The organism is Microcoleus sp. Pol14D4 (genome assembly GCF_036701245.1).
In the GTDB taxonomy this organism is placed as follows: domain Bacteria; phylum Cyanobacteriota; class Cyanobacteriia; order Cyanobacteriales; family Microcoleaceae; genus Microcoleus.
In genome coordinates this window covers 46,767-70,955 of record NZ_JAUBQM010000007.1, presented here as the reverse complement: position 1 = coordinate 70,955, position 24,189 = coordinate 46,767, and the positions used below count along the sequence as shown (strand labels likewise).

Below are 24,189 nucleotides of genomic sequence, written 5' to 3'. Positions count from 1 at the left end.
TCCACTAATGGCTCACGCACCTCTGGTGTGAGGAGCAAATTTATGCTATGTTCTACTGCAAAGTTGACAGCGGTATGAATATGCTGACTCTTCCGGGCGTTGAAATCACAGAGCTCATCTACGAAAGCGCAAACTCCCTGGTTTACCGAGCATTCCGACAACCCGACAGTCTCCCCGTTGTCCTCAAAATCCTCAAAGAAAATTATCCCACGCCCCAAGAACTCGCCCGCTATCGCACAGAGTATAAAATTACACAATCTCTGAATCTGAGTGGCTGTATAAAAGCCTATGATTTGCAGCCATATCAAAACACCCTGGTGATGTTTGTCGAGGATTTTGGTGGCGAATCCTTGAAAATTTGGATGCAGCAGCAAAAATTTAGTATTGCAGAATTCTTGGGAATTGCGATCGCAACCATAGAAAGTTTACAACAAATTCACAGCGCCAACATCATTCACAAAGACATTAACCCTTCAAATATTGTCTTCAATCCAGCTAGCGGAGAACTCAAAATCATCGACTTTGGGATTTCGACGCAGTTGACGCGGGAGAATAACACCCTAAAAAATCCCAACATTTTAGAGGGAACTCTTGCTTATATGTCGCCGGAACAAACCGGCAGAATGAATAGAAGTTTAGATTACCGCACAGATTTTTATTCCCTGGGCGCTACCTTTTACGAACTGCTGACATACCAACTGCCTTTTGACACCCATGATGTGCTGGAATTAGTACACAGTCATCTCGCTAAACAGCCCTTGTCTCCATCTCAGGTGAATCCTGAAATTCCGCAAATTATTTCCGATATTGTCATGAAGTTGATGGCAAAAAACGCTGAGGAGCGCTATCAAAGTGCGATCGGAATAAAAGCGGATTTAGAAGAATGTTTAAATCAACTGCACAGCCACAACAATATATCAGTTTTTACCCTAGGGAGTCAAGATATTTCTAACCGTTTTCAAATTCCACAAAAACTTTATGGCAGAGAGCGAGAAATTGATAGCTTGCTGACAGCTTTTGCACAAGTCAGCCAACAAGGCAAAGATGTCTGTGGCACAAGTTCACTGATGCTGATTTCGGGATATTCGGGGATCGGCAAATCAGCTTTGGTGCAAGAATTATACAAGCCGATTACTCAACAGCGCGGTTATTTTATATCGGGCAAATTTGACCAATATCAGCGCAACATTCCCTACAGCGCAATTGTCAGCGCTTTTCAGGATTTAGCCAAACAACTGTTAACAGAAAGCGAAGCGCAACTTAAAGAATGGCGGGAAAAATTATTAGACGCATTGGGAATCAACGCTCAAGTCATTATTGACGTAATTCCCGAAATTGAATTAATTATCGGCAAGCAACCCGCGCCGCCTGAATTGGGTGCGGCAGAAGCGGAAAACCGTTTTAACTTTGTGTTTCAAAACTTCATTAAAGTTTTTACTAAACCCCAACATCCTCTGACAATATTTATCGATGATTTGCAGTGGGCTGACGGGGCATCTCTGAAACTGATGCAACTGCTGCTCGGCGCTTCGTCAACGGGACTGTTTTTAATTGGGGCCTATCGGGATAACGAAGTTTCTGCGGCTCATCCGTTAATGCTAACGATTGCAGAGATTATCAAAACAGGGGCAAATGTCGATCGCATTTTCCTGTCACCTTTAGATTTAGCCTCTGTTACTCAACTAATTTCCGATGCCCTGAATTGCCAGGAAGCAAGAGTCAACTCCCTTGCGGAGTTAGTCTTTTTCAAAACGGGTGGGAATCCTTTCTTTATGAATGAATTTCTCAAATCCCTTTATACAGAAGGGCTATTACAATTCGACTTTACCCCCAGGGCTGTTTCATTCTCACAAAAACCATGGTTTTGTAAGGGCGGTGCCCCCGTGCCCCCCCAGCCGATAGACGAGGGCGATTCCCTACGGGATAGCTTCGCCGCGCGTGGGGAGATTGCCCCTACAGGGCTTTCAGATATTGCGGCAACCACGGGGGGATTGCCCCTACAAGAGAATGAAACAGACCAGTCTTACCAAGAGGGGAGCCAGGGGAGTTGGCAGTGGGATTTAGATAAAATTCAAGCGAGAAATTTCACTGATAATGTTGTCGAATTGATGGCTGGCAAAATTAAACAACTGTCACAGAATACGCAGGAAACGTTAAAAATAGCAGCCTGCATTGGCAATCAATTCGATCTGAAAACCCTCGCCTCACTTTGCGGAAAATCTGTGGGACAAACGGCGGATGAGTTGTACGCCGCCGTTGCTGAAAATTTAGTCGTGTTGCTGGGGAACATGGGAGATGTGGAATTAGAAATTGCAGGGAAATTACCCAAGTCCCAATTCCTAGAATTCAAATTTGTCCATGACAGAATTCAGCAAGCGGCGTATTCGCTAATTTCCGAACATGGTAAGCCAATTTTGCATCAAAAAATTGGGCGATTTTTGCTGCAAAATAGCCTCGTAGATGACAGTCCAGATGCCTATCCTACAGAAGAGAAAATTTTTGAAATTGTCAATCAACTAAATTTTGGTTGCGAGCTAATTTCCGATCAGCGAGAAAGAGATGAACTGGCTCAGTTAAACCTGATAGCAGGTCAAAAGGCTAAAGCATCAACTGCTTATGAAGCAGCGTTTGAGCATTTTAATGTTGGCCTAAAAATGTTGAGTACAGATAGTTGGAAAAACTCCTATAACTTAACTTTGTGCCTTTATGAAGAAGCAGTAGAGACAGCTTATCTAACAGGTAATTTTATCATAATGAATCAGTTATCAGAGATTGCATTAAAATCTACCGTAACAGTAATTTCTAAAGCAAAAATTTACGATGTGATTATTCAAGCTCATATGTCTCAAGGCAACTTTAAAGAAGGAGTGAAAACCGGTTTATTTTTTCTTAAGTTGTTAGGAATTGATTTACCAGAACAGCCAAAAACTGAGGATATTAAAAAGGGTTTTGAAGAAACAAATACCCTGTTAAAGGGACGGGAAATAAAAGAATTATTTGAGTTGCCTGAAATGACGCAACCAGAAGCTCGAACCGCTTTATTTATTTGTTCAAGAATGATAGGTACTACCTATTTAACTAATCCTGATTTAATGACACTAATTGTTTTAGCTAATGTCAATTTATCCATCAAATACGGAAATTCAATCTGGTCTGCTTTTGCTTATGCAGCCTACGGCGTTGTTTTGTGTGGAATTGTTGTAGATATTGAGGCAGGTTATGAATTCTCCCAGCTAGCCTTAAAGTTAATAGAACGCTTTAATGCTCGCCAAGTTAAGGCTAGAGTTTTAGATGCTTTTGGCAATCACATTATACATTGGAAAAAGCATCTAAAAGAAAGTAGAGAAATTTTACTTGAAGCTTATTATAGTGCAGTGGAAACAGGAGATTTTGAATTTATTGGTTATGCTTTATTCGATCGCTGCTTTAATTCATATTCAATGGGTTATGAACTTGTTGCACTAGAACAGGAAATAATAAATTATTGTGAAATTCTGAGCAAAACTCGACAAAAAAGTAGCTTTAATTGGGTAGTAATGTATTTACAAATAGTTCGCAATTTACAAAAAAAAATGACGAACACTCTTGATTTAAATAGTGATGATTATAATGAAAACGAATTTTTATCTATACATCAAGCTACTCAAGACAAACAAGGTTTAGCTTTATTTTATTTAAATAAATTAATTTTATGCTATTTATTTGATGAAGCTCATCAGGCAGCAGATAATGCAGTAACTGCCGAACAGTATTTAATTGGTATGACAGGAATGGTTGCTGTTCCTGTTTTTTATTTTTATGACTCTCTCGCGCATTTAACTATATTAAAGAAATCTGCAAAATCGGAACGAAATGCTATACTAAATCGCGTGAATAGCAGCCAAGAGAAAATGCGTACTTGGGCGCATCATGCTCCCATGAATCACTTGCATAAATTTTATTTAGTAGAGGCACTTCGGAGTGAAGTTTTGGGTCAAGTTGTGGAAGCAATCGACTATTACGATCGCGCCATCTCCCTCGCCAAAGAAAACGAGTACATCCACGAAGCCGCTCTCGCTTACGAACTCGCTGCTAAGTTCTATTTATCCAGGGGGAAAGAATTAACAGCCAAAGCTTATATGCAGGAATCCTGTTACTGCTATCAACTCTGGGGTGCGGCGGCTAAAGTTAAAGATTTAGAAACGCGATATCCGCAATTATTTACGATTGATCGACCTGTCAGTAAAAAAAGTTCAACTACATCTACTACGAACAGCCGTTCTAGTTCTTCCTTGGATATCGCTACAGTCATGAAAGCTTCTGAAGCAATTGCTGGGGAAATTGTACAGGATAAATTACTGTCCAGATTGATGAAAATTTTGATTGAAAATGTCGGTGCTCAAAAAGGATATTTACTTTTAGAAAGTCAAGGCAAATTGCTGATTGAAGCTGAAGGTGCAGTGAACGACGAACGGATAACGGTATTGCAATCTGAACCAGTTGAAAATTGCCAGAAACTTTCTGAAACAATTATCAATTATGTCGCCCGAACCAAAGAAAATGTGGTTTTAAATAATGCCCCTCGTGAAGGCAATTTTACGAATGATTCTTACATCAAAGCTCGTCAGCCCAAATCTATTTTGTGTGCTGCTTTGATGAATCAAGGTCAACTGGCTGCTATTGTTTATCTCGAAAATAACCTCACGACACAAGCTTTTACTCCCGAACGTTTAGAAGTTTTGCAATTGCTATCGGGACAAGCGGCGATCGCACTTACCAATGCTAAACTTTATGCAGAAGTAAAAGAACGCGAAAATCGCCTTACTCAATTTATCAATGCGATGCCGATTGGAGTAACAGTAATTGACAGCGCCGGACAAATTTCCTACGCAAATCCCACAGCTTCCCAACTCAGTGGCATCAATTATATACCCGAATTAAATGCCGCTCAATTTGCCGAAATCGGTCAAGCTTATTTAGCAGGAACTAACGAGTTATATCCCACCACAGAAATGCCAATAGTGCGTTCTTTGACGGGTGAAACTGTCAAAGTAGATGATATGGAGTTCCGCCGACCTGATAAGATTGTTTCCTTGGAAGTTTCCAGCACACCAATTATGGATGAAACTGGCAAGATTAATTATGCGATCGCCACATTTCAAGATATCACCGATCGCAAACAAGCCGAAAAAGTTTTAGCCGACTACAACCGCACTTTAGAACAGCAAGTGAGCGATCGCACTCTCGAACTCCAGCGAGAAATTATCGAGCGACAACGAGCCGAACACGCAGCACAAGAAGCCAACCGAGCAAAAAGCATATTCCTCGCAAATATGAGCCACGAATTGCGGACTCCCCTCAATGCAATTCTGGGTTTTTCCCAACTGTTGAATCGCGGTTCTAACCTATTGCAGGAACAGCAAGAACACCTGGATATTATCACCCGCAGCGGAGAACATTTGCTCGGACTGATTAACCAAGTATTAGATTTATCCAAAATAGAAGCGGGGCGCACGACGCTCAACCCGACAAATTTTGACCTCCACCGCCTACTGGACGACATCGAAAATATGTTCCAACTGCCGGCAGAAAATAAGGGATTGCAGTTCTTAGTCGAGCGGATGTCAGACGTTCCCCAATATGTCCGAACGGATGAAATTAAATTGCGCCAAATTTTGATTAACCTGCTTTCTAACGCGATTAAATTCACATCGGAAGGTGGCATTTATGTGAAAATTAAAAATCAGAATCTTGCTCAGCAAATCTGCTTTGAGATAGAAGACACGGGAGAGGGAATTGATGGTAGTGAATTAAACAAGCTTTTTGAAGCTTTTGTGCAAACTAAAACTGGAGAAGAATCGCAACAAGGAACAGGATTAGGTTTAGCGATCGCACGTTCTTTTGTACAGTTAATGGGCGGTGAAATGACAGTCAGTTCTCGTGCTGGAGGCGGTACTATCTTCAAATTTGACATTAAATTTAATGTAGTTGAAAGTACCGATCGCCAACGGGAACAGCCAACTAGACGAGTTATTGCGATCGCACCCAATCAACCCCGCTATCGAATTCTCGTTGCAGACGACGCTTTTGACAACCGCCAACTGCTGGTTAAACTGCTTTCCGCGATCGGTTTTGAAGTCTACGAAGCCAAAAATGGGATGGAAGCAATAGAAAAGTGGGAGCAATATTCACCGCATTTAATCTTTATGGATATGCGGATGCCGGTGATGGATGGGTATGAAGCCACCAAACAAATTAAAGCCAAATCATCATCTACTTCCCCCCTTGTTAAAGGTGGCGAAGATGTGAGCGAAACTCAAGCTACAGCAATTGTTGCCATAACAGCAAGTAGTTTTGAGGAAGAAAAAGCCGTTGTTCTTTCTACCGGATGCGATGATTTTGTTCGCAAACCATTTAGAGAAGCAAACATATTTGATGTTCTGCACAAACATATGGGGGTGCAATTCGTTTTTGAAGAACTAAATGCTGCCCCCAGTTTCCCAGAAAATGAAGTAAATGTATTGACAAAAACCGCATTTTCTGAATTGCCTCCTGAGTTGGTAGCCAATCTGCAGCAAGCTATTAGCAATCTCGATTTGGAACAGATGCAAACAGTAATCAGTCAAATTCGCGAAATCAATCAGCCCTTAGCTAGGGCGAGCGCAGCTTGCATTAAAAATTTTCAGTACGAACAGTTGCTAAATTTAATACACACATTGAAAGATGAGACATGAACAAAAACCTCAGTTTTACCCGCGAAGAAAGTATTTTAGTGATTGATGATTGTCCTGAGAACTTAAAACTTTTAAGTGGCATACTATCTGTCGCTGGGTATAAAGTTTACCTAGCTCCCAGTGGCCAATTAGCTCTAAACTTTATCAAGGCAAACTTACCAGACTTAATTTTACTGGATATTATGATGCCTCAAATGGATGGCTACGAAATCTGCGAGCAGATCAAAGCTACTCCAAAAACTCAAGATATCCCAATAATTTTTATCAGCGCTTTGCAAGAAGTTTTCGATAAGGTAAAAGCATTTTCTCTGGGGGGAGTAGACTATATTACAAAACCTTTTCAACAACAAGAAGTTTTAGTGCGCGTCGAAAATCAATTGCGTCTGAGAAGGATGTCTAAACAACTCATAGACCAAAATATTCTAGAAGAGCGCAACCGCATGGCGCGGGAAATTCACGACACTTTAGCACAAACTTTTGCAGGCATTATCATACATTTGGGAGCTGCAGAACGGGTAATATCAGCCAATCCAGAACAAGCACAAGCACATATGAAAACAGTCTGCGAACTGGCTCGCTCTGGACTTGCTGAAGCGCGGCGATCCGTAGAATCTTTGCGCCCGCAACTTTTAGAATATGGCGACTTGTATAGCGCTTTCAACCAAATTGCTCAACAAATGTCATCAGATACTGATACGCGCACTATTATTGAAATGGTTGGCACGCCATATTCCCTACCATTAGAGGTAGAAAATAATCTGTTGCGGATCGGGCAGGAAGCATTAACAAATACTTTTAAATATGCCAAAGCTACAGCGATCAAAATTGAGTTTGTTTACGAAACAGCCAAGTTTATTTTGCGGGTGCAAGACAACGGACAGGGATTTAATACGGAAAGTATCGGTTTGAGCAATGGCTTTGGTTTATTGGGGATGAGAGAACGCGCCGATCGCATTAACGCGCAGCTAACTGTAAACAGCAGCCCTGGAAACGGAACAGAAGTTATAGTTTCAGTTAATCGCCAGTAAAGTAAGGTGCACATTTCGTACCATACATAGTAAGTTTGTAGTGATATTTTCGTTTTTTTTGATAAAATTTACAGGGTAAACATGATTAACCAATCAAATATTATTCGCGTTTTAATTGCCGACGATCATTATATTGTGCGGCAAGGTTTAGTGGCGCTGCTGGAGCAGGAATCAGATGTTAAAGTTGTGGCGCAAGCAAGCAACGGCGAAGAAGCTGTGACAATGTTCCGCCAACATCAGCCCGATGTAACGCTGATGGATTGGCGGATGCCGGTGATGGATGGAGTCGCCGCCATTGCTGCGATTTGTGCGGAGTTTCCCAGCGCCCGGATTGTGGTGCTGACGACTTATGACGGCGATGAAAACATCTATCGCGGATTGCAAGCTGGTGCTAAGGGCTATCTGCTGAAGGATGCGGAACCAGAGGAGCTTTTAGCAGCAATTCGGGCTGTTTTTGAGGGTAAAAAGTACATTCCGCTGGCAGTGGGTGTTAAGTTAGCCGATCGCCTGAGTGGGCCTGAATTGAGCGATCGCGAATTAGAAGTCATCCGCCTCATAGTCGCTGGTAAAAGCAACAACGAGATTAGTGAAGTTCTGCACATCAGCGAAAGCACCGTCAAGTTTCACATCAACAATATTTTGAGCAAGATGGGAGTTAGCGATCGCACGCAGGCCGCGATTTCCGCATTAAAACGGGGTATTGTCAGCCTGTAGTTTAATGAGGGGTATTTTTGTTACTGATAAATATGACTATTATGACCGCAAATAATGATAAATAAGACCTTAAGTTTTATGTAAAAACTTTTTAGTAAGGCTAAGCTGGAACTCCTAGGACAAATTAGCCCCGATCAAAAAAATGCTTTATTCATTTTTGTCCAAATCTCAAGTCAAAGTCCGCGTTTTAAAACAGTTTGCAGCGGCTGTTTCGGCGTCTTTAGCCCTCAGTGCAATAACCAGTTTGAAACCCTCGCCAGTATTAGCGGCTAGCAATATCCCCCCCGCAAATCAAACCTCGACTCAGTTAGTCGCAAAATCAGATTCTAGCTTGCAGTTAGGGCAGTTACGCACCACTGTTCCCGTGCAGACAATGCAGCTCGGTCCGGGTGGATTTATCCCGATCGCGATCGGCGGTATGATAATTATTCTGGTGCTGCCGCTATTTTTTGGCGGATTGGTGGTAATTGGCGATCGTGAAGTCGGAATTGTCAGTAAAAAGTTTAGCTTCGGCGGCAAGTCTTTACCCCCCGGAGATTTAATTGCCTTAAACGGAGAAGCTGGATATCAAGCTGATACTTTGCCCCCCGGTTGGCACTGGGGTTATTGGCCTTTGCAGTACAACGTTCGCAAAGAGTCTCTAACTGTGGTTCCCCAAGGTGAAATTGCTTTAATTATCGCCGCCGCCGGCGAGTCGATTCCGCCGCAGCGCATCCTAGGCAAAATCACAGAATGCGACAATTTTCAAGATGCTCGCAAATTTCTTAAAAGCGGTGGAGAAAAAGGTCGCCAACTCGGCCTTCTGACGGGCGGTAGCTATCGGATAAATACGGCATTATTTACGGTAATTACAGCAGCTAATGCTCCCAAACACGGGATGACAGCGGAACAGTTGAAACTGTACAAAATTGCTCCCGATAAAGTGGGAGTCGTGACAACTTATGACGGCGTTCCGATCCAAGATGGAGAAATTGCAGGACCGATTATTCCGAATCACGACAACTTCCAAAACGCCCAGAAATTTATCAGTGGCGGCGGGCGGCGCGGCTTGCAGGAACAGGTTTTGCTTTCAGGTTCTTGGAACTTAAATCCTTGGTTTGTCGGGGTGGAACAAGTGCCGATGACGGAAATCCCGATCGGCTATGTCGGCGCGGTTATTTCTTATGTAGGCAAAACCTCAGAAGATGTGAGTGGCGCTGCTTTCACTCACGGAAATTTAGTAAATGTCGGCAATAAAGGCGTGTGGGTGACTCCTCTTTATCCGGGGAAACATCCGCTGAACACTCGCATTTTGAAAGTAGAGTTAGTGCCGACTACTAATATAGTATTGAATTGGTCGGGCAAAACAGAAAGGCACAGTTACGATTCTAAACTTTCGTCTTTAACAGTGCGTTCTCAAGACGGTTTTGCCTTTGATTTAGAAGTAGCTCAAATTATTCACGTCGGCGCTTTGGATGCTCCGAAAGTCATCTCCCGCGTCGGTTCGATGCAGAATTTAGTAGACCACGTTTTGCAGCCGACAATTGGGAATTATTTCCGCAATTCTGCTCAAGCTTATTCTGTATTAGATTTTCTCTCGGCAAGAAGCGGCAGGCAAGCCGAAGCCGCCGAGTATATCAAAGCAGCTTTGCGTACCTACGACGTGCAGGCAATTGATACTTTAATCGGGGATATTTTGCCGCCAGCAGAGTTGATGCAAACTCAAACAGATCGCAAAATTGCTGAGGAACAGTGCAAGACTTATGAGGTGCAGCAATTAGCACAAACTCAGCGGCAACAATTGGTGCGGGAAACGGCGCTGGCTGAGATTCAACAAGAGATGGTCAAATCCGAACAAGGCGTGAAAATTTCTGAGTTGAAAGCGAATTCTCAGGTTAAACAAGCTCAAGGCGAAGCTGAGTCGATTCGGGTGAAAGGAAATGCTCAAGCTGAAGCTTATCGCGCGGGTGTTGTTGCTTTGGGAGGTTCGGGTTATACGGCTTTGCAGTTAATGCAAATTATCGGCGATCGCAAAGTGCGAGTTGTGCCGGATGTTGCGGTAACAGGCAACGGTAGCGGTGGCGGTTTGGTTGATGGTTTGCTGGGAATGATGTTGTGGAATCAAACGGGCAAAAATGGAGAAAATGGCGGGGAGTTGCCGGTAGTTAACCTACAGAAATCGGAATCTGCGACAAAGTTACCAGTAGCAAAGGTGCATTCAGCAAAGCCGCCGGCATCTCGCGCTAATTCCCCTGTTGCGAATTCTGAGGCTGAGATTGATTCGCAGTTTGATGAATTGCCTTTTGACGATCGATCTTTTAGTTAGGTAGTTTTTGGCAAGTTAAATGATTCGTATTTGATCATTCGTAGGGTGCGCAATGCGCACCTTCTACTACACCAGATTTGTAGGGTTCGCATTGCGCACCTTACACGGAATTTAGTCTTTTTTATTTCAGTCCGCGAAGGCGGACTTTGTTTGTGCGGACGCGAATTCTATCCGCCGTAAATTTTATGTTTGTGTAGACGCCATTTTTATTCATTGCGAGTTATTAGGTGTTGGATGCAGTGGAAAGAAAACAGCCGACGAGACACTGAAAAAGCCTGCAATCTTTTGTATATGTTCTGTTGTAAGTTGACGCTTTTCATGAAGGATATCTGAGACAATAGACTCGGTTTTTAAAATAGAAACTAGGTCTTTTTGTCTAAGGCTAAATTCTTATATCAAAGCTTTTAACAGTTCTATTCCATAAATGTCAGGTATGGGTTCTCAAGTATGCTCGCATTCATAAACTAGAGTTCTAAGTACGTTTAGATAGTCGCGTTCGTCTGAAGTCAGTTCGCCTTTGTCCCACAGAGAATCGATCGCTTTTTGAGTTACAATTAATTCCTACTCAGCAGTTATGCGTCGGGGAGGAAATGTTTTGAGTAGTTCGATATAAGCGCTAGAGTTGTTCATGTGAGTACCCTCTATTGAGAAAGTAATATTTTATCATTGTAGTTGAATGATTGGATTTTTTACCGCAGATGAACGCCGATTAACGCGGATATAATTTAGTTAGTTGTCACGGATAAATCTTGAGGCAATTCATCGCGGTTGAAAACTTTGTACCGATCGCAGTACAATCGATCGATATTGCATCTGAGGAATCTCCCATGTCAGAACCGTTTTCCACTGAGATTAGCGATCGCATCTGCACTCACATGAACGAAGACCACGCGAGTGCTGTCGTGCTATATGCTCAAGCATTTGGCGACCAACCGCAGGCAACGGAAGCTCAAATGCTCGCTATTGATGCCAACGGTATGGATTTAAGCGCTAAAGTCAACGACGAAACAGTGCCTGTTAGAGTAAATTTTGATCGCACTTTAAAAGACGCCGAAGATGCTCACCACACTCTCATTGAAATGGTTAAACAAGCTCGAAAAGTTGCTAAGTAGTCAATTGCGTACTATTCTGTTATAGTTTTAACATTTGCAGTACGGACTTTAGTCTGGTTCAATAGTTGTTAAGGACTCAAGTCCTTATGGAAAACCTTTAGTTGTGTTAATTTTATTTAAAAGACTAAAATACATACATACTGCAAAAAAAATTAATAAAGTTTAATTTTACTCTAAAATACCAAATAAAATGACCGATACTTACCCCAAATCCAAAGAATTAGAGGCTGTCAATGGCAGTAAAAATAACCATTTCGACCCACTGGTAAAGCGACTAGATTTGATGATTCGCGCCCGCTATTCGCTGCTGTACATTGTCAGCGCGGAGGAGGAACCGGTCGAAGCCGTAATTGCCCAAGTAGCACTGCAAGTAACTCCCGCGCGCCGGGTGTTGTTCTGGGATCTTGTGCGCGGCTGGGAGGATAACGGTTCTGGGAAAGGTTCGGTAATGGCGGCGCTCGATCGCGTCAGCAAAACTGCTGTTGAAGAATATACCATATTTGTACTGCGGGATTTGCACCCAATTTTGAAATATCCCTACAGCGAAAAAAGCGCGGCGGTAGTGCGAGAATTGCGGAATTTAACGCGAGAATTGAAGCGCAGCAAAAAAACTATAGTTCTTACTTCTCACACGCTGGAATTGCCGGAGGAATTGAAAGAAGAAGTAACAGTAATTGATTTTCCTTTGCCCAACGTCCAAGAAATCGACAGTTTAATTTCCCACGTTGTGGAAAAGCCACAACAGTTGCAAGTTAGCGGGTTAGCAAGAGAACAGTTGGTTAAAGCTTGTCAGGGTTTGAGCCGCGCTAGAATCGAGCGGGTTTTAGCTAAAGCTTTGGCTGCAAAACAGCAAATTAACGAGTCAGATATTGACGGAGTTTTGGAGGAAAAACAGCAAGCAATTCGCCAAACGGGAATTTTGGAGTTTTTCAACTCCAGAGAATCCCTAAAAAGTGTGGGCGGCTTGGAAAATTTGAAACAGTGGGTAAAAATGCGGCAAGATGCTTTTACTGACGAAGCGCGTCGCTACGGAATACCCAATCCGAAAGGCGTTTTGTTAGTAGGAATTCAAGGAACGGGCAAATCTTTATCTGCGAAAACAATAGCCTCAGAATGGCGTTTGCCGCTGTTGCGGTTGGATACTGGGAGATTGTTTGGCGGCGTGGTCGGGGAAAGCGAAAGCCGCGTCAGGCAAATGATACAATTAGCAGAGGCGATCGCACCTTGCGTTTTGTGGATAGATGAAATAGATAAAGCCTTCGGCAACATTATCAGCGGTAGCGACGGCGATTCGGGAACTTCGCGGCGGGTATTCGGCAGTTTGATAACTTGGATGCAGGAAAAAACCAGTCCGGTATTTATTGTCGCAACTGCAAATAACGTCAGGATTTTGCCGGCAGAGTTGCTGAGAAAAGGCAGGTTTGATGAAATTTTCTTTTTAAATTTGCCCTCAGAATCGGAACGGCAAGATATTTTTAAAGTGCATTTGCAGCGACTGCGGCCTACTAGATTGCGCGAGTTTGATTTGGCTGTTTTGGCGAAACGCGCTGAGAATTTTAGCGGTGCAGAAATCGAGCAAGTTGTAATAGATGGATTGTATCGGGCGTTTGGAACGTTTGTAAACGGACAGCGCCGGGATTTGATGACGGAGGATATTTTGAGGTCGATCGAGGATACTGTACCTCTAGCTGCGATCGCGCGATCGCAAATTGAAGATTTGAAGCGCTGGGCGGCGGAAGCGGGCGCGAGAACAGCTTCTAACGATACTCACTTAATTGATGAATTGAAACGCTACAGCCAGCGGCGGAGGGATGCGATCGACAATTAACTTAATTTTGCATCTGTTTGTAGTCAGGACTTTAGTCCTTATTCCTGATTCACCAAAACTTGCTCGGACTCATTTCCTCACTACAAACCCAACCTAAAAATATCCGCATAAATAGAATTTCCCTCAACCATTCTCCCCGCATCCGGCGAATCGTAAACCACTAACAGCGAATTCTGCCCACCCAAATACGAAAACAGCGACAACCCCTCAGCATTGTCCGCCCCCACCTTAAAAGGCAAGTCAAACAATACCTCCAAATCTCCCCCATCTTGTCCAGTAATACTGTCGCCCGATCGCCCTAAAATTCCCTTTAACCGACACACCCTCATCTCTCCAGATAACGTCATCGTCGGCCCGGCTAAAACAATCAAATCTTCCCCATTCCAGCACAATTCTCTCACGCCCAGACCGTTCAAATCAACAAAATGTTTCTTGTAAAATTTCTCTCCTTCCCCAATCGCCTTAAGCCTTAAAACTCCCGGTTCTGCCTCTTCAACTTCTATCTCTAAAATTATTGCCCAACCCCGCAGCACCGGCCCCCGCAAACCGAGGAAAATACGATCGCCCCGCACCGCTAACCCTTCAATATCAAAGCCATTTTCTTTACTCGGAATCGGCACAGATAAATATAGACCGAGGTGGCTGTCATCTTTGAGCGAATCTGTCAGCAAATTGCCCGTTTCTGTCCGCTGAAGGCATCCAACTTTCTGTTCTCTTTGATTGTCTGAATGGGAAATTGACTCGCACAACATTCCGTCTTTCATAGGAAGGCGCGCCAGCAAATAGCGGTTGACTTCTGTCTCGATTTGTGCTAATCTTTCAATGTCTTTTTCGGGGTTTTTGCCTTTAGCTTTTTTGCGTTTTGTGCTGTGAGAACCGACCACCCAAAGATAATCGCTGCAGAAATCAATTCCTTCGATATCGATTTCGCATTCTCCCGAAAGTTCGAGAAAATCTGCGATCGCAAATCTTTGATGTTCTCCAAAAATATGAGGCGCGACAGGCGACAAACGCTCGATCGAAGTCGTTTCATCTGAACCCAACCACAAATTGCCGTCGGGAGTTAAAACAACAGCGGATAAGTCTGTAATAATATCCGCCGCTTCGCTGTTAAATTGCAGCAGCAGCCGACCGAGCAAAAAGGATTCTGGCATAATTATTAGGATCGAAACTATTCTTAGGGTAAGTCATTATAGTTAAACCTGCTTGAAACTGAGATCTTGTCACAGGTGTAATAGTCCGCCGGGAATTCCTTCTCCGTCTCAAAGCTTGCATTCAGTTAAAACAGAAATGTTGCACCATTCTCAATAAAGCTTTTATGGGCCGGCTAGGAGCAACGGCCCACAAGAAAATTTAATTTTTGTGTAACAGGCACCTTGCCTGTTCATCACAGAGGTGCAAGATTTGAGTTAAAACCGACAGAAAACTAAAACAGATATCCTCCTCAAGCCTCATAGCAAGAACTTCCGTTTTGAGATAAGGATTTTTAACCCCTAGCGGGTCAAACAGCAGTCGGCGGTAATTATTCCGCAAACCGAACCTCCACAGACGGATAACACCCTAATTGAAGCATTAACATCGCCGTTACCTTTCGTTACGATAAGGAGACAGAGAGAAAAACCTCTCATTCGTAAAATCAGAGGTAGCCATTATGAACGGTACATTTCGCGTCGGCAACCTGTTTGGGATTCCCTTCTTTGTCAACGCATCTTGGTTTTTAGTTCTGGGTTTAGTAACCTGGCAGTACGGCGGCGCATTAGCTGCCCTGTTTCCCACATTGGGCCCCGTAGCGCCCTGGATGCTGGGATTATTGACAGCGTTACTGTTATTTGCTTCCGTCTTGGCCCACGAATTAGGACACAGTTGGGTAGCCATAAAACAGGGAATTGGCGTGAAATCGATTTCGCTATTTCTGTTTGGCGGACTGGCTAATTTAGAAAGAGAATCTAAAACCCCCGCAGAAGCATTTTGGGTAGCCATTGCCGGCCCGTTGGTCAGCTTATTGTTATCCGGTTTGTTAACAGCGATCGGCATCGGTGCTGGTCTCACAGGCCCCGCAGCCGCCATCGTCGGACTTTTAGCTTCCATCAACTTAGTTCTAGCGTTATTTAACTTAATTCCCGGTTTGCCCCTCGACGGCGGCAACATCCTCAAAGCGATCGTCTGGAAAATTACCGGCAACCCTTACAAAGGTGTAATTTTTGCTAGCCGCGTCGGTCAGATAATAGGTTGGATTGCCATTGCTACAGGCATCTTCGGCAATATTTGGAATCTAGTAATCGGTTGGTTCTTACTGCAAAATGCCGGTCAATCTGCCCAATATGCCACAGTCCAAAATCAACTGGCAGGCCTGACAGCCGCAGATGCTGTGACCCCCGAAAGTCCGATCGTCTCCCAAGACTTGTCCCTCAGAGAATTTGCCAACAACTACGTGATCGGTACCGCTCATACCTGGCGCAGGTTCCTTGCAACAGATGATGCCGGACAATTGGTAGGTGCGATCGACTTAGACGACCTCAAAACCATTCCTACCGGAACTTGGCCCCAAGTTTTAGTCAAAGAACTCCTGAAGCCGATCGAATTTTCCACAACAGTCAAACCAGAATTATCCCTCCTCGAAGTCGTCACCCTTTTGGAACAACTTAAAGTACAAGAACTCCCCGTCATTCGCGAAAATGGTGTCCTCGTCGGACTTGTAGAAAAAGCTGAAATTGCCCGCCTACTACAAAGACGAGCCGAAGCAAACCCTGCTTGATCTTCTCAGATACTTGACCAATAACACCAGTTTCCCCAAAAAAATGCAACTGTAGCCCCGTGCTTCAAACTCTGGTAGTTCTCAGTCATTCCCCATTCTTCAATCGAAAATCGACAATCGACAATCGTATAACAGTTAACCCCCTCGATTTCCCCTTACCAAAAGGGCGATCGGGGGGGTTAACAATAGCTTCAAAAAAGTCACATTCAAACACAAATAGTCCTGGACGCAACTGTCACAATAGTTAAAGATTTTTAAGGTGCCAGTTGCGTCTAGGACTGACTAAATACTGACTAAATTATTAAGCTCCCATCAAGAATGATAATTATTATATAGTCTTTCTCAACTTTCGTGAGGTACGCGGGTGAGCAATTCCATATCTATTCCAAATACCCTGCCGATATTGAAATTATCAGTGTTAATATTTGTTCATCTGCCTTAATCTGCGGTTTGTCTATTAATCCAAAATTTAGGCACTCTTGTCTACTGATTACCTGACCATTCTCAACCGTACCGTACTGTTACTGAGAAAGGCTGTATCAGTTAATCTTGGGCACACCCTACCGCTCAATTTCATTAATCAAATCTATAATTTTTTGATAATCAAAATTATATAGATGATTCATCAAAACTTCCGCAAAAACGTCATTATCGCTGCCGATTTCCTCAATCGTTCTGGCAATCAAGTCGAAGTCTGCCTCACGGACTGCCTGTTTTAGATTGCTCGTCCATTCTGGAGGAACTTTCGGCTTGGAGTCCAGCGTAAATATTGCAGCACTATCAGATATTTTTTCTTGTACCATACTTGAACTTTGCGGTAAATCATTGACTTCAACATATTTATTGATGACTTCACCAGCACCCGCTGCGGTAACAACTTGAATGTCAAACGTGAAGACTGTCCCCTGTCCCAATTCGCTCTCTACAGTAATGTCGCCGCCCATTAATCTTATGAACTCGCGGCTGATGTTTAATCCTAAACCCGTACCTGTTTGAACTTTCTTTTCTGATGAAGTTTGCACCAATAATTCAAATATACTTTCTAACTTTTCCGGGGAAATCCCAACTCCTGTATCGTCTATTTCAAAGCAAATAAAAACTATTTCTTGATGTTCCGCAGTATTTAAACAATCGTTTTTTGTAGGGTTAATTATTCCTGATTCATTTTGCCATACTGTGATTGAAACAGAACCAGATTGGGTAAATTTAATTGCATTATCTAAGAGATTAATCAGCACTTGTCGCAACTTGACATCATCACTTTGCACGTATTGGGGAACATCGGGAGAGCAGTCAATAATTAATTGCAATCCTTTATTTGTCGCCGGAATCTGAAACATATTTTGCACGTCCTCCAGCAAGCGGTACAAGTCAAAAAGTTTGGCGTTGAGTTTCATGCGCCCAGCTTCAATTTTAGATAAGTCTAAGACTTGATTGATCACTTGAAGCAGGTGCTCTCCGCTGCGGCGAATAATTTTGATATTTTCTTTTTCCGGCCAAGTTAAATTAGCGCTTGGTTCCATTAATTGAGCGAAGCCGAGAATGGCGTTGAGGGGGGTTCGCAATTCGTGGCTCATGTTGGCGAGAAAAAGGCTTTTAGTTTTGTTGGCAGCTTCTGCGGCTTCTTTAGCTTGTTGGAGTTCTTGTTCTGCTTGTTTGCGATCGCTCGTATCAATGATTATGCCGTGCCAGACAATATCTCCATTCTCGCGCAATTCGGGTCTAGAATAACCTTGCAGCCATTTGAGTTTTCCCGATGCTGTCACAATCCGCCACTCGTGGGAAAATGGTTCTAGATCGGTGGCACTTTTGACAAGTGCCTCGAAGTAACTGGAGCGATCGTCCGGGTGCATTTGTTCGTAGAGTAAAGCAGAGTTGTTCTGGATTTCCTCCGGCTCTAATTCTTGAATTTCTCGGCACAGAGGGCTGATATATTCCATCTTGACTGAGCCGTCGGGATGCTGCACGAATATGTAAAGCTCTCCGGGAACAGTGTTGGCTAATTTGTGAAACAGAGCTTCGCTTTTTTGCAAGGCTAATTGTGCTTGTTTGCGATCGCCAATATCAATCCCAAATCCAAACAAGAAATCCAGGCTGCCACCTTCGTCGAGTACCGGTGTGCCGTACCACTCGACTAACAAAGTTCGATCGTCCGAAGTGAGAATGCGATGTTCGTTAACCGTTTGCTCCCGCGCTGTTACGCCCGTAAAAATCGAATGTAATCCGGCTCGATCGCTTGGGGGTACAAATGTAGCTAAGTAATCTTTACCTGCAACTTCTGTGGCAGTATAGCCCACAGCTTCCAGCATACTGTTATTCGCCAGCAGGATTTTACCCTCAGAGTCGATCGCCACAAAAAAAATCGGAGAATTTTCGATAATCTTTAAGTTAAAGTCTCGCTCTTGACGGATAATTTTTTCAGCTTGCTTGCGCTCCTCAATTTCGAGCTGCAAGCGGGCATTGATCGAGGCTAGCTCGATCGTGCGATCGACTACTTCAATCTCGAGGGTACGGTTGTAGTCAGCCAATATTTGCTCTGCGTGTTTGCGAGCCGTAATATCTTTAAAAACAGTAAGAACATAAAGGATATTCCCCGCACCGTCAAACACCGGCAGCGCTCGCACTTCCAAACGAATATTTTTCCCGTCTCGGCGAATTTCCATATCTTCAGCAATCACCTCGAAGCCACTCAACGCCCGCACAAACGGCATTTGCTCGGCAGGGTACAGTTGATTAGTGCCTGTTATATAAATTTGATAAGCTTGTGGTAGCTCTTGTGCGGTAGCATCGGGCATTTCTCCCCTGCCCAATATCTGCTCTCCCGCCGAATTCATGAAAATAACTGCGCCGCGCGGATCGATCGCCGAGACTCCAACGGGCAAATTTTCTACCAGTTGGGCAAATTTTTCTTCACTTTCTGCCAAAGCTTGAAAAGACTTTTTAAGTTGAGCTGCCATCTCGTTGAAAGACTGCGCTAATTCGCCGACTTCCTCAAGCCTACTGACACTAACAGCGCGATCGAACTTTCTGGCGGCAATATCTTTAGCTGCTTCGTTGAGCCGCAGCAGTGGCAGCGTTACCCACCTAGCTGTCAGCACTCCAGCAATTGTCGATAGCAGTAGCGCCACCAAACAAAGTAAAATTGTAGTGCGGGTATTTTTGTTAATTTGCCCCATGAAATCGGATTCGGGAACTGCGATCGCAATCAGCCAGTTCAAACCGTAAACATCAGAAAACGGCAGCACTTCCACAAAATATTCCTGCCCGTCTCGACTAAATTTGAGTTGCTGCGGCTGCTTAATGTCGTCCAAGTCCCCGAAGTGTTGGTACAAATATTTAGCTGCGGTGCGAATGACAGGAGTTTGGCTGTCTAAAACATTCAGCCGCTGCATTTGCTGCTTTCTTGGCATCTTTCTAAAGGGTGATTCTTCACTAGAACTGGCAACCAGCAAGCCCGATCGTTCGATCGCGAAAATTTGTCCGGTTTTGCTAAACTTGATGCGATGGAGATATTGCTGAAGTTCCAAGAGCGAAAAGTGTACTGCACTAACTCCCAGCAATTTACCCTTTCGATCGCGAATCGGTTGGCTGGCAGCAATAAAAACAGTCCCAGGAGTAAAACCTTGATAAATGCTCGTCCAAATCGGCTTGTTAGCTGCGACAGCTTCTTTGTACCAGGGCCGGAGGCGGGCATCGTAGACTCCGGGTTCTACCTTTAATTTAGCGGTGCGAGTTCCTAGGCCATCTGTAGCGTAGTATATGTTCTGAGACTTGCTAGACTTGTTCGCCACGACAATTTGCAAGCTGTTATCCGTGGGGTTGCGCCAAATGCCGAGATATTCTCCTGATTTTTCAGCACCGAAGGATATCCATTGAATGCTTTTAAACGATCGCATTTGCAGCCACAGGAACTTCTCTCCCCGAGGCTGCGGCTTTTCTAACTGTAAATTTAATTCACCGCGCTCGATGGCTTCAGCGTTAAGTTGATTTACCCACTGGGTATGTTCAAAAAAAGAAATCAGCTTTTCTTCAACTCTCTTTCCCGTCTCCGCGATCAAATTCTGGGCGAGCTCTTCGACTGCTTTGTCTCCGTTGCGAAATGACAGATACCCGACAATCCCGACTGCTGCGACGATTTGCAGCACAAAAGAGGCCACTAGAAGGTGACGCAGGGAGATTTTTGTTTGGTGTTGAGAAGTTTTACTGGCGAATCGGGGCAACGGCATAGGCTGATGACTAATTGCTCCCTAACACTTTAACTGTTCCAGCCTGTAATTTCACTTACGGGCGATCGAGGTGTTTCCTTGACCTCAAAACCCCTCCCACACAGACACAAATCAGGAGCAAGCACGAGACTTATACAATTTTAGATTTTAAATTTTAGGTCAAATAATTGGGAATTAATGATTAAGCTCGTGCTTTCGAGCTTGGCTACAGTTGCATTCTTTTTTTTCAACTGGTATGACGCACTGTTAGCTGAGAATACCTCAGCCATTTTCTTGCTTTGGTGGATTTCCTAGCTCAACCAAACCTAATTCTTCCTTCAAACCTCTTCAGTTCATCAATTACATCCGTTAAATCCCGTACACAATTGGCGGCAGAACATCCATCAATTACATCCGTTAAACCCCGTACACAATTGGTGGCAGAACTTCTCTTTAACAGGTACGCGGAAAATCCCCCGCTTGTCCACACGGATATAGCGAGGGGCGAGAATAGGTATTCTCGGAAAATATAAAGTAGTGGCAGTGGCTTTTGTCCAGCCATTGCCATCTATAGAAGACATACTATTTTAGGCTCACAGAAAGATTTCCGAGCCAATTCTCTGCTTGCAGTCAATGCTTGAAGCCAAACCAACCAGTTCAAGCAAGAAGTCAAAGCAAGTCGTAAAAGCCTAGGATTCTTCTTCTTCTCTATCGATTTGGCGCAGGTGAATGTGCTTGCGTCCCAGAGAGATTTCAAATTCATCTCCCGGCTGGAGTTCCATCTGTTTGGTGTAGGCAGCTCCAATCAGTAAGTTGCCGTTAGATTGAACGCTAATCCGATAGCTGGCAGAGCGTCCGCCGCGTCCATTGCCGTTTTGCTTCCCGTCTAGCTGAATGCCTTCTGCATCAATCAGCGCATTCAGGAATTTCATCATGTTTACCCGTTCTACGCCGTTCTTAGTAACGGTGTAGTAGCCACAGGCTCTAGCTTTTTCTTCCTTGGTAAGGTTCTCTAGGTCTTTGACCTTTTTGATCAGATCTTCGCCTTCAAGGGGTTCGATATTTTTCTTTTTAGCCATTTACTGAGTCCTGAAATATTCAACTGGTGTACGGATTTTTTCTCGGTTGGTTTTTGGTTTGACCAAGAAACTTTAGCTTTATAGCTGGTCGTAAAACCATATTACACCGATCGGCTCAATTGTTAACCACTATTATCTAAATATTTTTAACAACCTGTAGTCTTTCTTGAGGAGTAGCTGCAGCCGGTGCGAGCAATCTCTAAACTCGGTAGCATAAGCTATCAGCTATCAGCTAGCTGAATATTTGCCCCGCTCTTAAAATCCCATGAAGTTAACCACACGCGGACACTACAGTGTCAAAGCATTACTGGATCTAAGTTTGCAACCTCGCTTTGGCCCGACATCGGTGAAATCGATAGCGAAGCGACAGGAGTTACCCGCTCCGTATCTAGAAAAATTGCTGATTGAAATGCGACGAGCCGGTTTAGTCCAATCTGTTCGGGGTTCCCAAGGAGGATATCAATTAGCCCGCCAGCCAGCTCAAATCTCTTTAGGACAAATCTTAGAGGCTGTAGGTGAAACTATTGAACCTTTACCTCGACATTTTCCAGATGCGACGCAAGCAGAGGACTGGGTAACATTCAGTTTGTGGAACCGATTGCACAAAAAACTTGCCGAAGCGCTGTACAGTATTTCCCTCGAAGACTTATACTATGATGTCCGCAGTTGGCAAGCGGCTCTTGGGGAAGAAACTAGCTTTATCATTTAAATGGTAAGTTCATTCATTCGATCGCCAGCAATCACACATGGACGCAACACTTGTTACTTACTTTGGCGGCTGTCACTGCGGAGCTGTCCGCTTCCGTGTCGCCGTTGACAAACACGAAGCATCAGATTGCAACTGCTCTATCTGCAAAAAGAAGGGATTTTTGCACCTCATTGTGCCGCCGGAACGTTTTACCTTGCTCAGTGGCCAAGATGTTTTGACCACCTATACATTTAATACAGGAACTGCTCAACATACTTTCTGCCGAATTTGCGGCATTCACTCGTTCTATCGCCCCCGATCGCATCCCGATCAATTCGATGTCAACGTCCGCTGTCTTGACGGCGATGCCATCAAACACTTTGAGATTCTACCCTTTGACGGTGTTAATTGGGAGGAGAACGTACACTTGCTCCGCGACGAAAGTAATCTCAGCAGTTAAAATTGCTGCTAAAAAATTAAAGTGCCCAAAGGTAGCAGCACTTAAAACCTGCGCTACCCTGACGCTCGCTCCTGGCCGGACGGACTATCAAGTTTGACAAAATATATAATGATGCCGCATGAATTTCCTGTTTTGATTTTAGCTGCGGTGTTGGATTATTCGATCGGCGATCCTTGGGGTTGGCCGCATCCCGTGCAGGCGATGGGTTGGGCGATCGACCGCTATACTAGACTTGTCTTTAATATATGGAATAATCCCGCAGGCCAAATGCCTGAAGCAGCGGATCGTCCCGCTGGCGAGCAGCACAAACTGCTGCTACGATGTGCTGGTACAATACTAGCGATCGGGCTGATTGTAGGCAGTTATACTGTCAGTTGGTCGATCGTCCAAGCTGCTAGTTGGGTGCATCCTCTTTTAGGTATTGCCATACAGACCATTTTGCTGGCAAGCTGTTTTGCAGGTCGCAGTTTGAGGGCGGCTGCAGAGGACGTGCTAGCACCTTTAAATGTTGGAGATTTAGTCAAGGCGCGAGAAAGGTTGAGCCTTTACGTCGGCAGGGATACCGAAAACTTATCCGAGTCAGAAATTCTGCGAGCATTGTTAGAAACTGTAACAGAGAATGCAGTCGATGGCGTGACAGCACCGCTATTTTATGCCTTACTTGGGTTCGCTCTGCCGCATCTATTATTAAGTGTTACCGGTTCGCCGATCGATCCTAACTCGATGTGGGCGAGTGCTATAGTCCCCTTGGCGATCGCTTACAAAGCAGCCAGCACATTAGATTCTACGATCGGCTACAAAGAAGCGCCCTACACAGATTTAGGATGGTTTAGCGCCAAACTAGAAGACGTGCTGACGTGGATTCCTTGCCGGCTAACAGTGATTACTTTAGCCCTTATATCAGGCAAACCGATTTACATTTGGCAGATTTGTCAGAGAGATGCTGTTAAAGATGCCAGCCCCAATTCCGGTTGGAGCGAGTGCGTTTACGCCGCCATCTTGGGAGTGCAACTAGGAGGTACTAATTCCTATCGCGGAGTTCTCAAACACAAACCGCTGTTAGGCAAGCCGGTTCACCCTATCACAGCGCCGCTAATTTGCCAAGCATTGCAATTAACTCGGTATTGCTTTCTGATTTGGTTGGGACTATCATTGCTTTTTTATACCTTATTAGGTTTGAGCCGCTAACTGATGACCTCAGCCGAACAGTCCAAGAGGCATAAATAACTTATTTCTGTCATTGTTCGCCATCGGCTAAGCAATCGCAGCATCTGCTTTTCCTCCGTTCGGGCTAAGTCCAGC

General features: G+C 44.1%; 14 protein-coding genes. 10 read left to right on the top strand and 4 right to left on the bottom strand.

What is annotated here, in order from left to right:
• The first annotated feature begins 80 nt into the window (after positions 1-80).
• The 6 genes from QUA33_RS05405 to QUA33_RS05380 all read left to right on the top strand — a co-directional run bounded on the left by QUA33_RS05405 (position 81) and on the right by QUA33_RS05380 (position 13,700).
• Complete coding sequence (locus tag QUA33_RS05405) at positions 81-6,713, top strand: AAA family ATPase (RefSeq protein WP_333147172.1); 6,633 nt, start codon at positions 81-83, stop codon at positions 6,711-6,713.
• Positions 6,710-7,741: a response regulator gene (locus QUA33_RS05400; protein WP_333147082.1), complete on the top strand. Its 1,032-nt coding sequence runs from the start codon at positions 6,710-6,712 to the stop codon at positions 7,739-7,741. The genes QUA33_RS05405 and QUA33_RS05400 overlap by 4 nt, the downstream gene beginning before the upstream one ends.
• 84 nt (positions 7,742-7,825) lie before the next feature.
• Positions 7,826-8,455 carry a response regulator transcription factor gene (locus QUA33_RS05395; protein ID WP_333147170.1) on the top strand — a complete coding sequence of 210 codons (630 nt, stop codon included), beginning with the start codon at positions 7,826-7,828 and terminating at the stop codon, positions 8,453-8,455.
• A gap of 142 nt (positions 8,456-8,597) precedes the next feature.
• On the top strand, positions 8,598-10,760 hold the full coding sequence (locus QUA33_RS05390) for a flotillin family protein (protein WP_333095415.1): 2,163 nt from the start codon (positions 8,598-8,600) through the stop codon (positions 10,758-10,760).
• Positions 10,761-11,509: 749 nt separating this feature from the next.
• Positions 11,510-11,872, top strand: coding sequence for a DUF2470 domain-containing protein (locus QUA33_RS05385; protein WP_333095413.1), 363 nt, complete (start codon positions 11,510-11,512; stop codon positions 11,870-11,872).
• Positions 11,873-12,062: 190 nt separating this feature from the next.
• Positions 12,063-13,700: an AAA family ATPase gene (locus QUA33_RS05380; RefSeq protein WP_333147080.1), complete on the top strand. Its 1,638-nt coding sequence runs from the start codon at positions 12,063-12,065 to the stop codon at positions 13,698-13,700.
• Between the two features lie 80 nt (positions 13,701-13,780).
• On the opposite strand, the gene QUA33_RS05375 is transcribed toward QUA33_RS05380, so the two are convergent.
• Complete coding sequence (locus tag QUA33_RS05375; RefSeq protein WP_333147078.1) at positions 13,781-14,854, bottom strand: DUF3616 domain-containing protein; 1,074 nt, start codon at positions 14,852-14,854, stop codon at positions 13,781-13,783.
• 497 nt (positions 14,855-15,351) lie between these two features.
• Here QUA33_RS05375 and QUA33_RS05370 point away from each other — a divergent pair, with 497 nt between their 5' ends.
• A complete protein-coding gene (locus QUA33_RS05370) occupies positions 15,352-16,455 on the top strand; it encodes a site-2 protease family protein (protein ID WP_333147076.1) in 1,104 nt (367 codons plus the stop codon).
• 560 nt (positions 16,456-17,015) lie between these two features.
• Here QUA33_RS05370 and QUA33_RS05365 read toward each other — a convergent pair.
• The 3 genes from QUA33_RS05365 to QUA33_RS05355 all read right to left on the bottom strand — a co-directional run bounded on the left by QUA33_RS05365 (position 17,016) and on the right by QUA33_RS05355 (position 21,739).
• Positions 17,016-20,681 (bottom strand): PAS domain S-box protein, encoded by a 3,666-nt coding sequence (locus QUA33_RS05365; protein WP_333147074.1) that lies wholly within the window; start codon positions 20,679-20,681, stop codon positions 17,016-17,018.
• 383 nt (positions 20,682-21,064) lie between these two features.
• Positions 21,065-21,241 (bottom strand): hypothetical protein, encoded by a 177-nt coding sequence (locus tag QUA33_RS05360; protein ID WP_333147072.1) that lies wholly within the window; start codon positions 21,239-21,241, stop codon positions 21,065-21,067.
• A 108-nt stretch (positions 21,242-21,349) separates the two neighbouring features.
• Positions 21,350-21,739 (bottom strand): AbrB family transcriptional regulator, encoded by a 390-nt coding sequence (locus QUA33_RS05355; protein ID WP_015179394.1) that lies wholly within the window; start codon positions 21,737-21,739, stop codon positions 21,350-21,352.
• Between the two features lie 265 nt (positions 21,740-22,004).
• On the opposite strand from QUA33_RS05355, the gene QUA33_RS05350 reads away from it, so the two are divergent.
• From QUA33_RS05350 to cbiB, 3 genes are all read left to right on the top strand, one after another.
• The gene (locus tag QUA33_RS05350; protein ID WP_006635345.1) at positions 22,005-22,448 is read left to right on the top strand and encodes an Rrf2 family transcriptional regulator; all 444 of its coding nucleotides are present in this window, start codon (positions 22,005-22,007) and stop codon (positions 22,446-22,448) included.
• Positions 22,449-22,485: 37 nt separating this feature from the next.
• Entirely contained in the window at positions 22,486-22,887 is a 402-nt protein-coding gene (locus tag QUA33_RS05345) for a GFA family protein (RefSeq protein ID WP_333095400.1), read from the top strand.
• A 108-nt stretch (positions 22,888-22,995) separates the two neighbouring features.
• Complete coding sequence (gene cbiB / locus QUA33_RS05340; RefSeq protein WP_333147070.1) at positions 22,996-24,075, top strand: adenosylcobinamide-phosphate synthase CbiB; 1,080 nt, start codon at positions 22,996-22,998, stop codon at positions 24,073-24,075.
• Positions 24,076-24,189 lie beyond the last annotated feature (114 nt).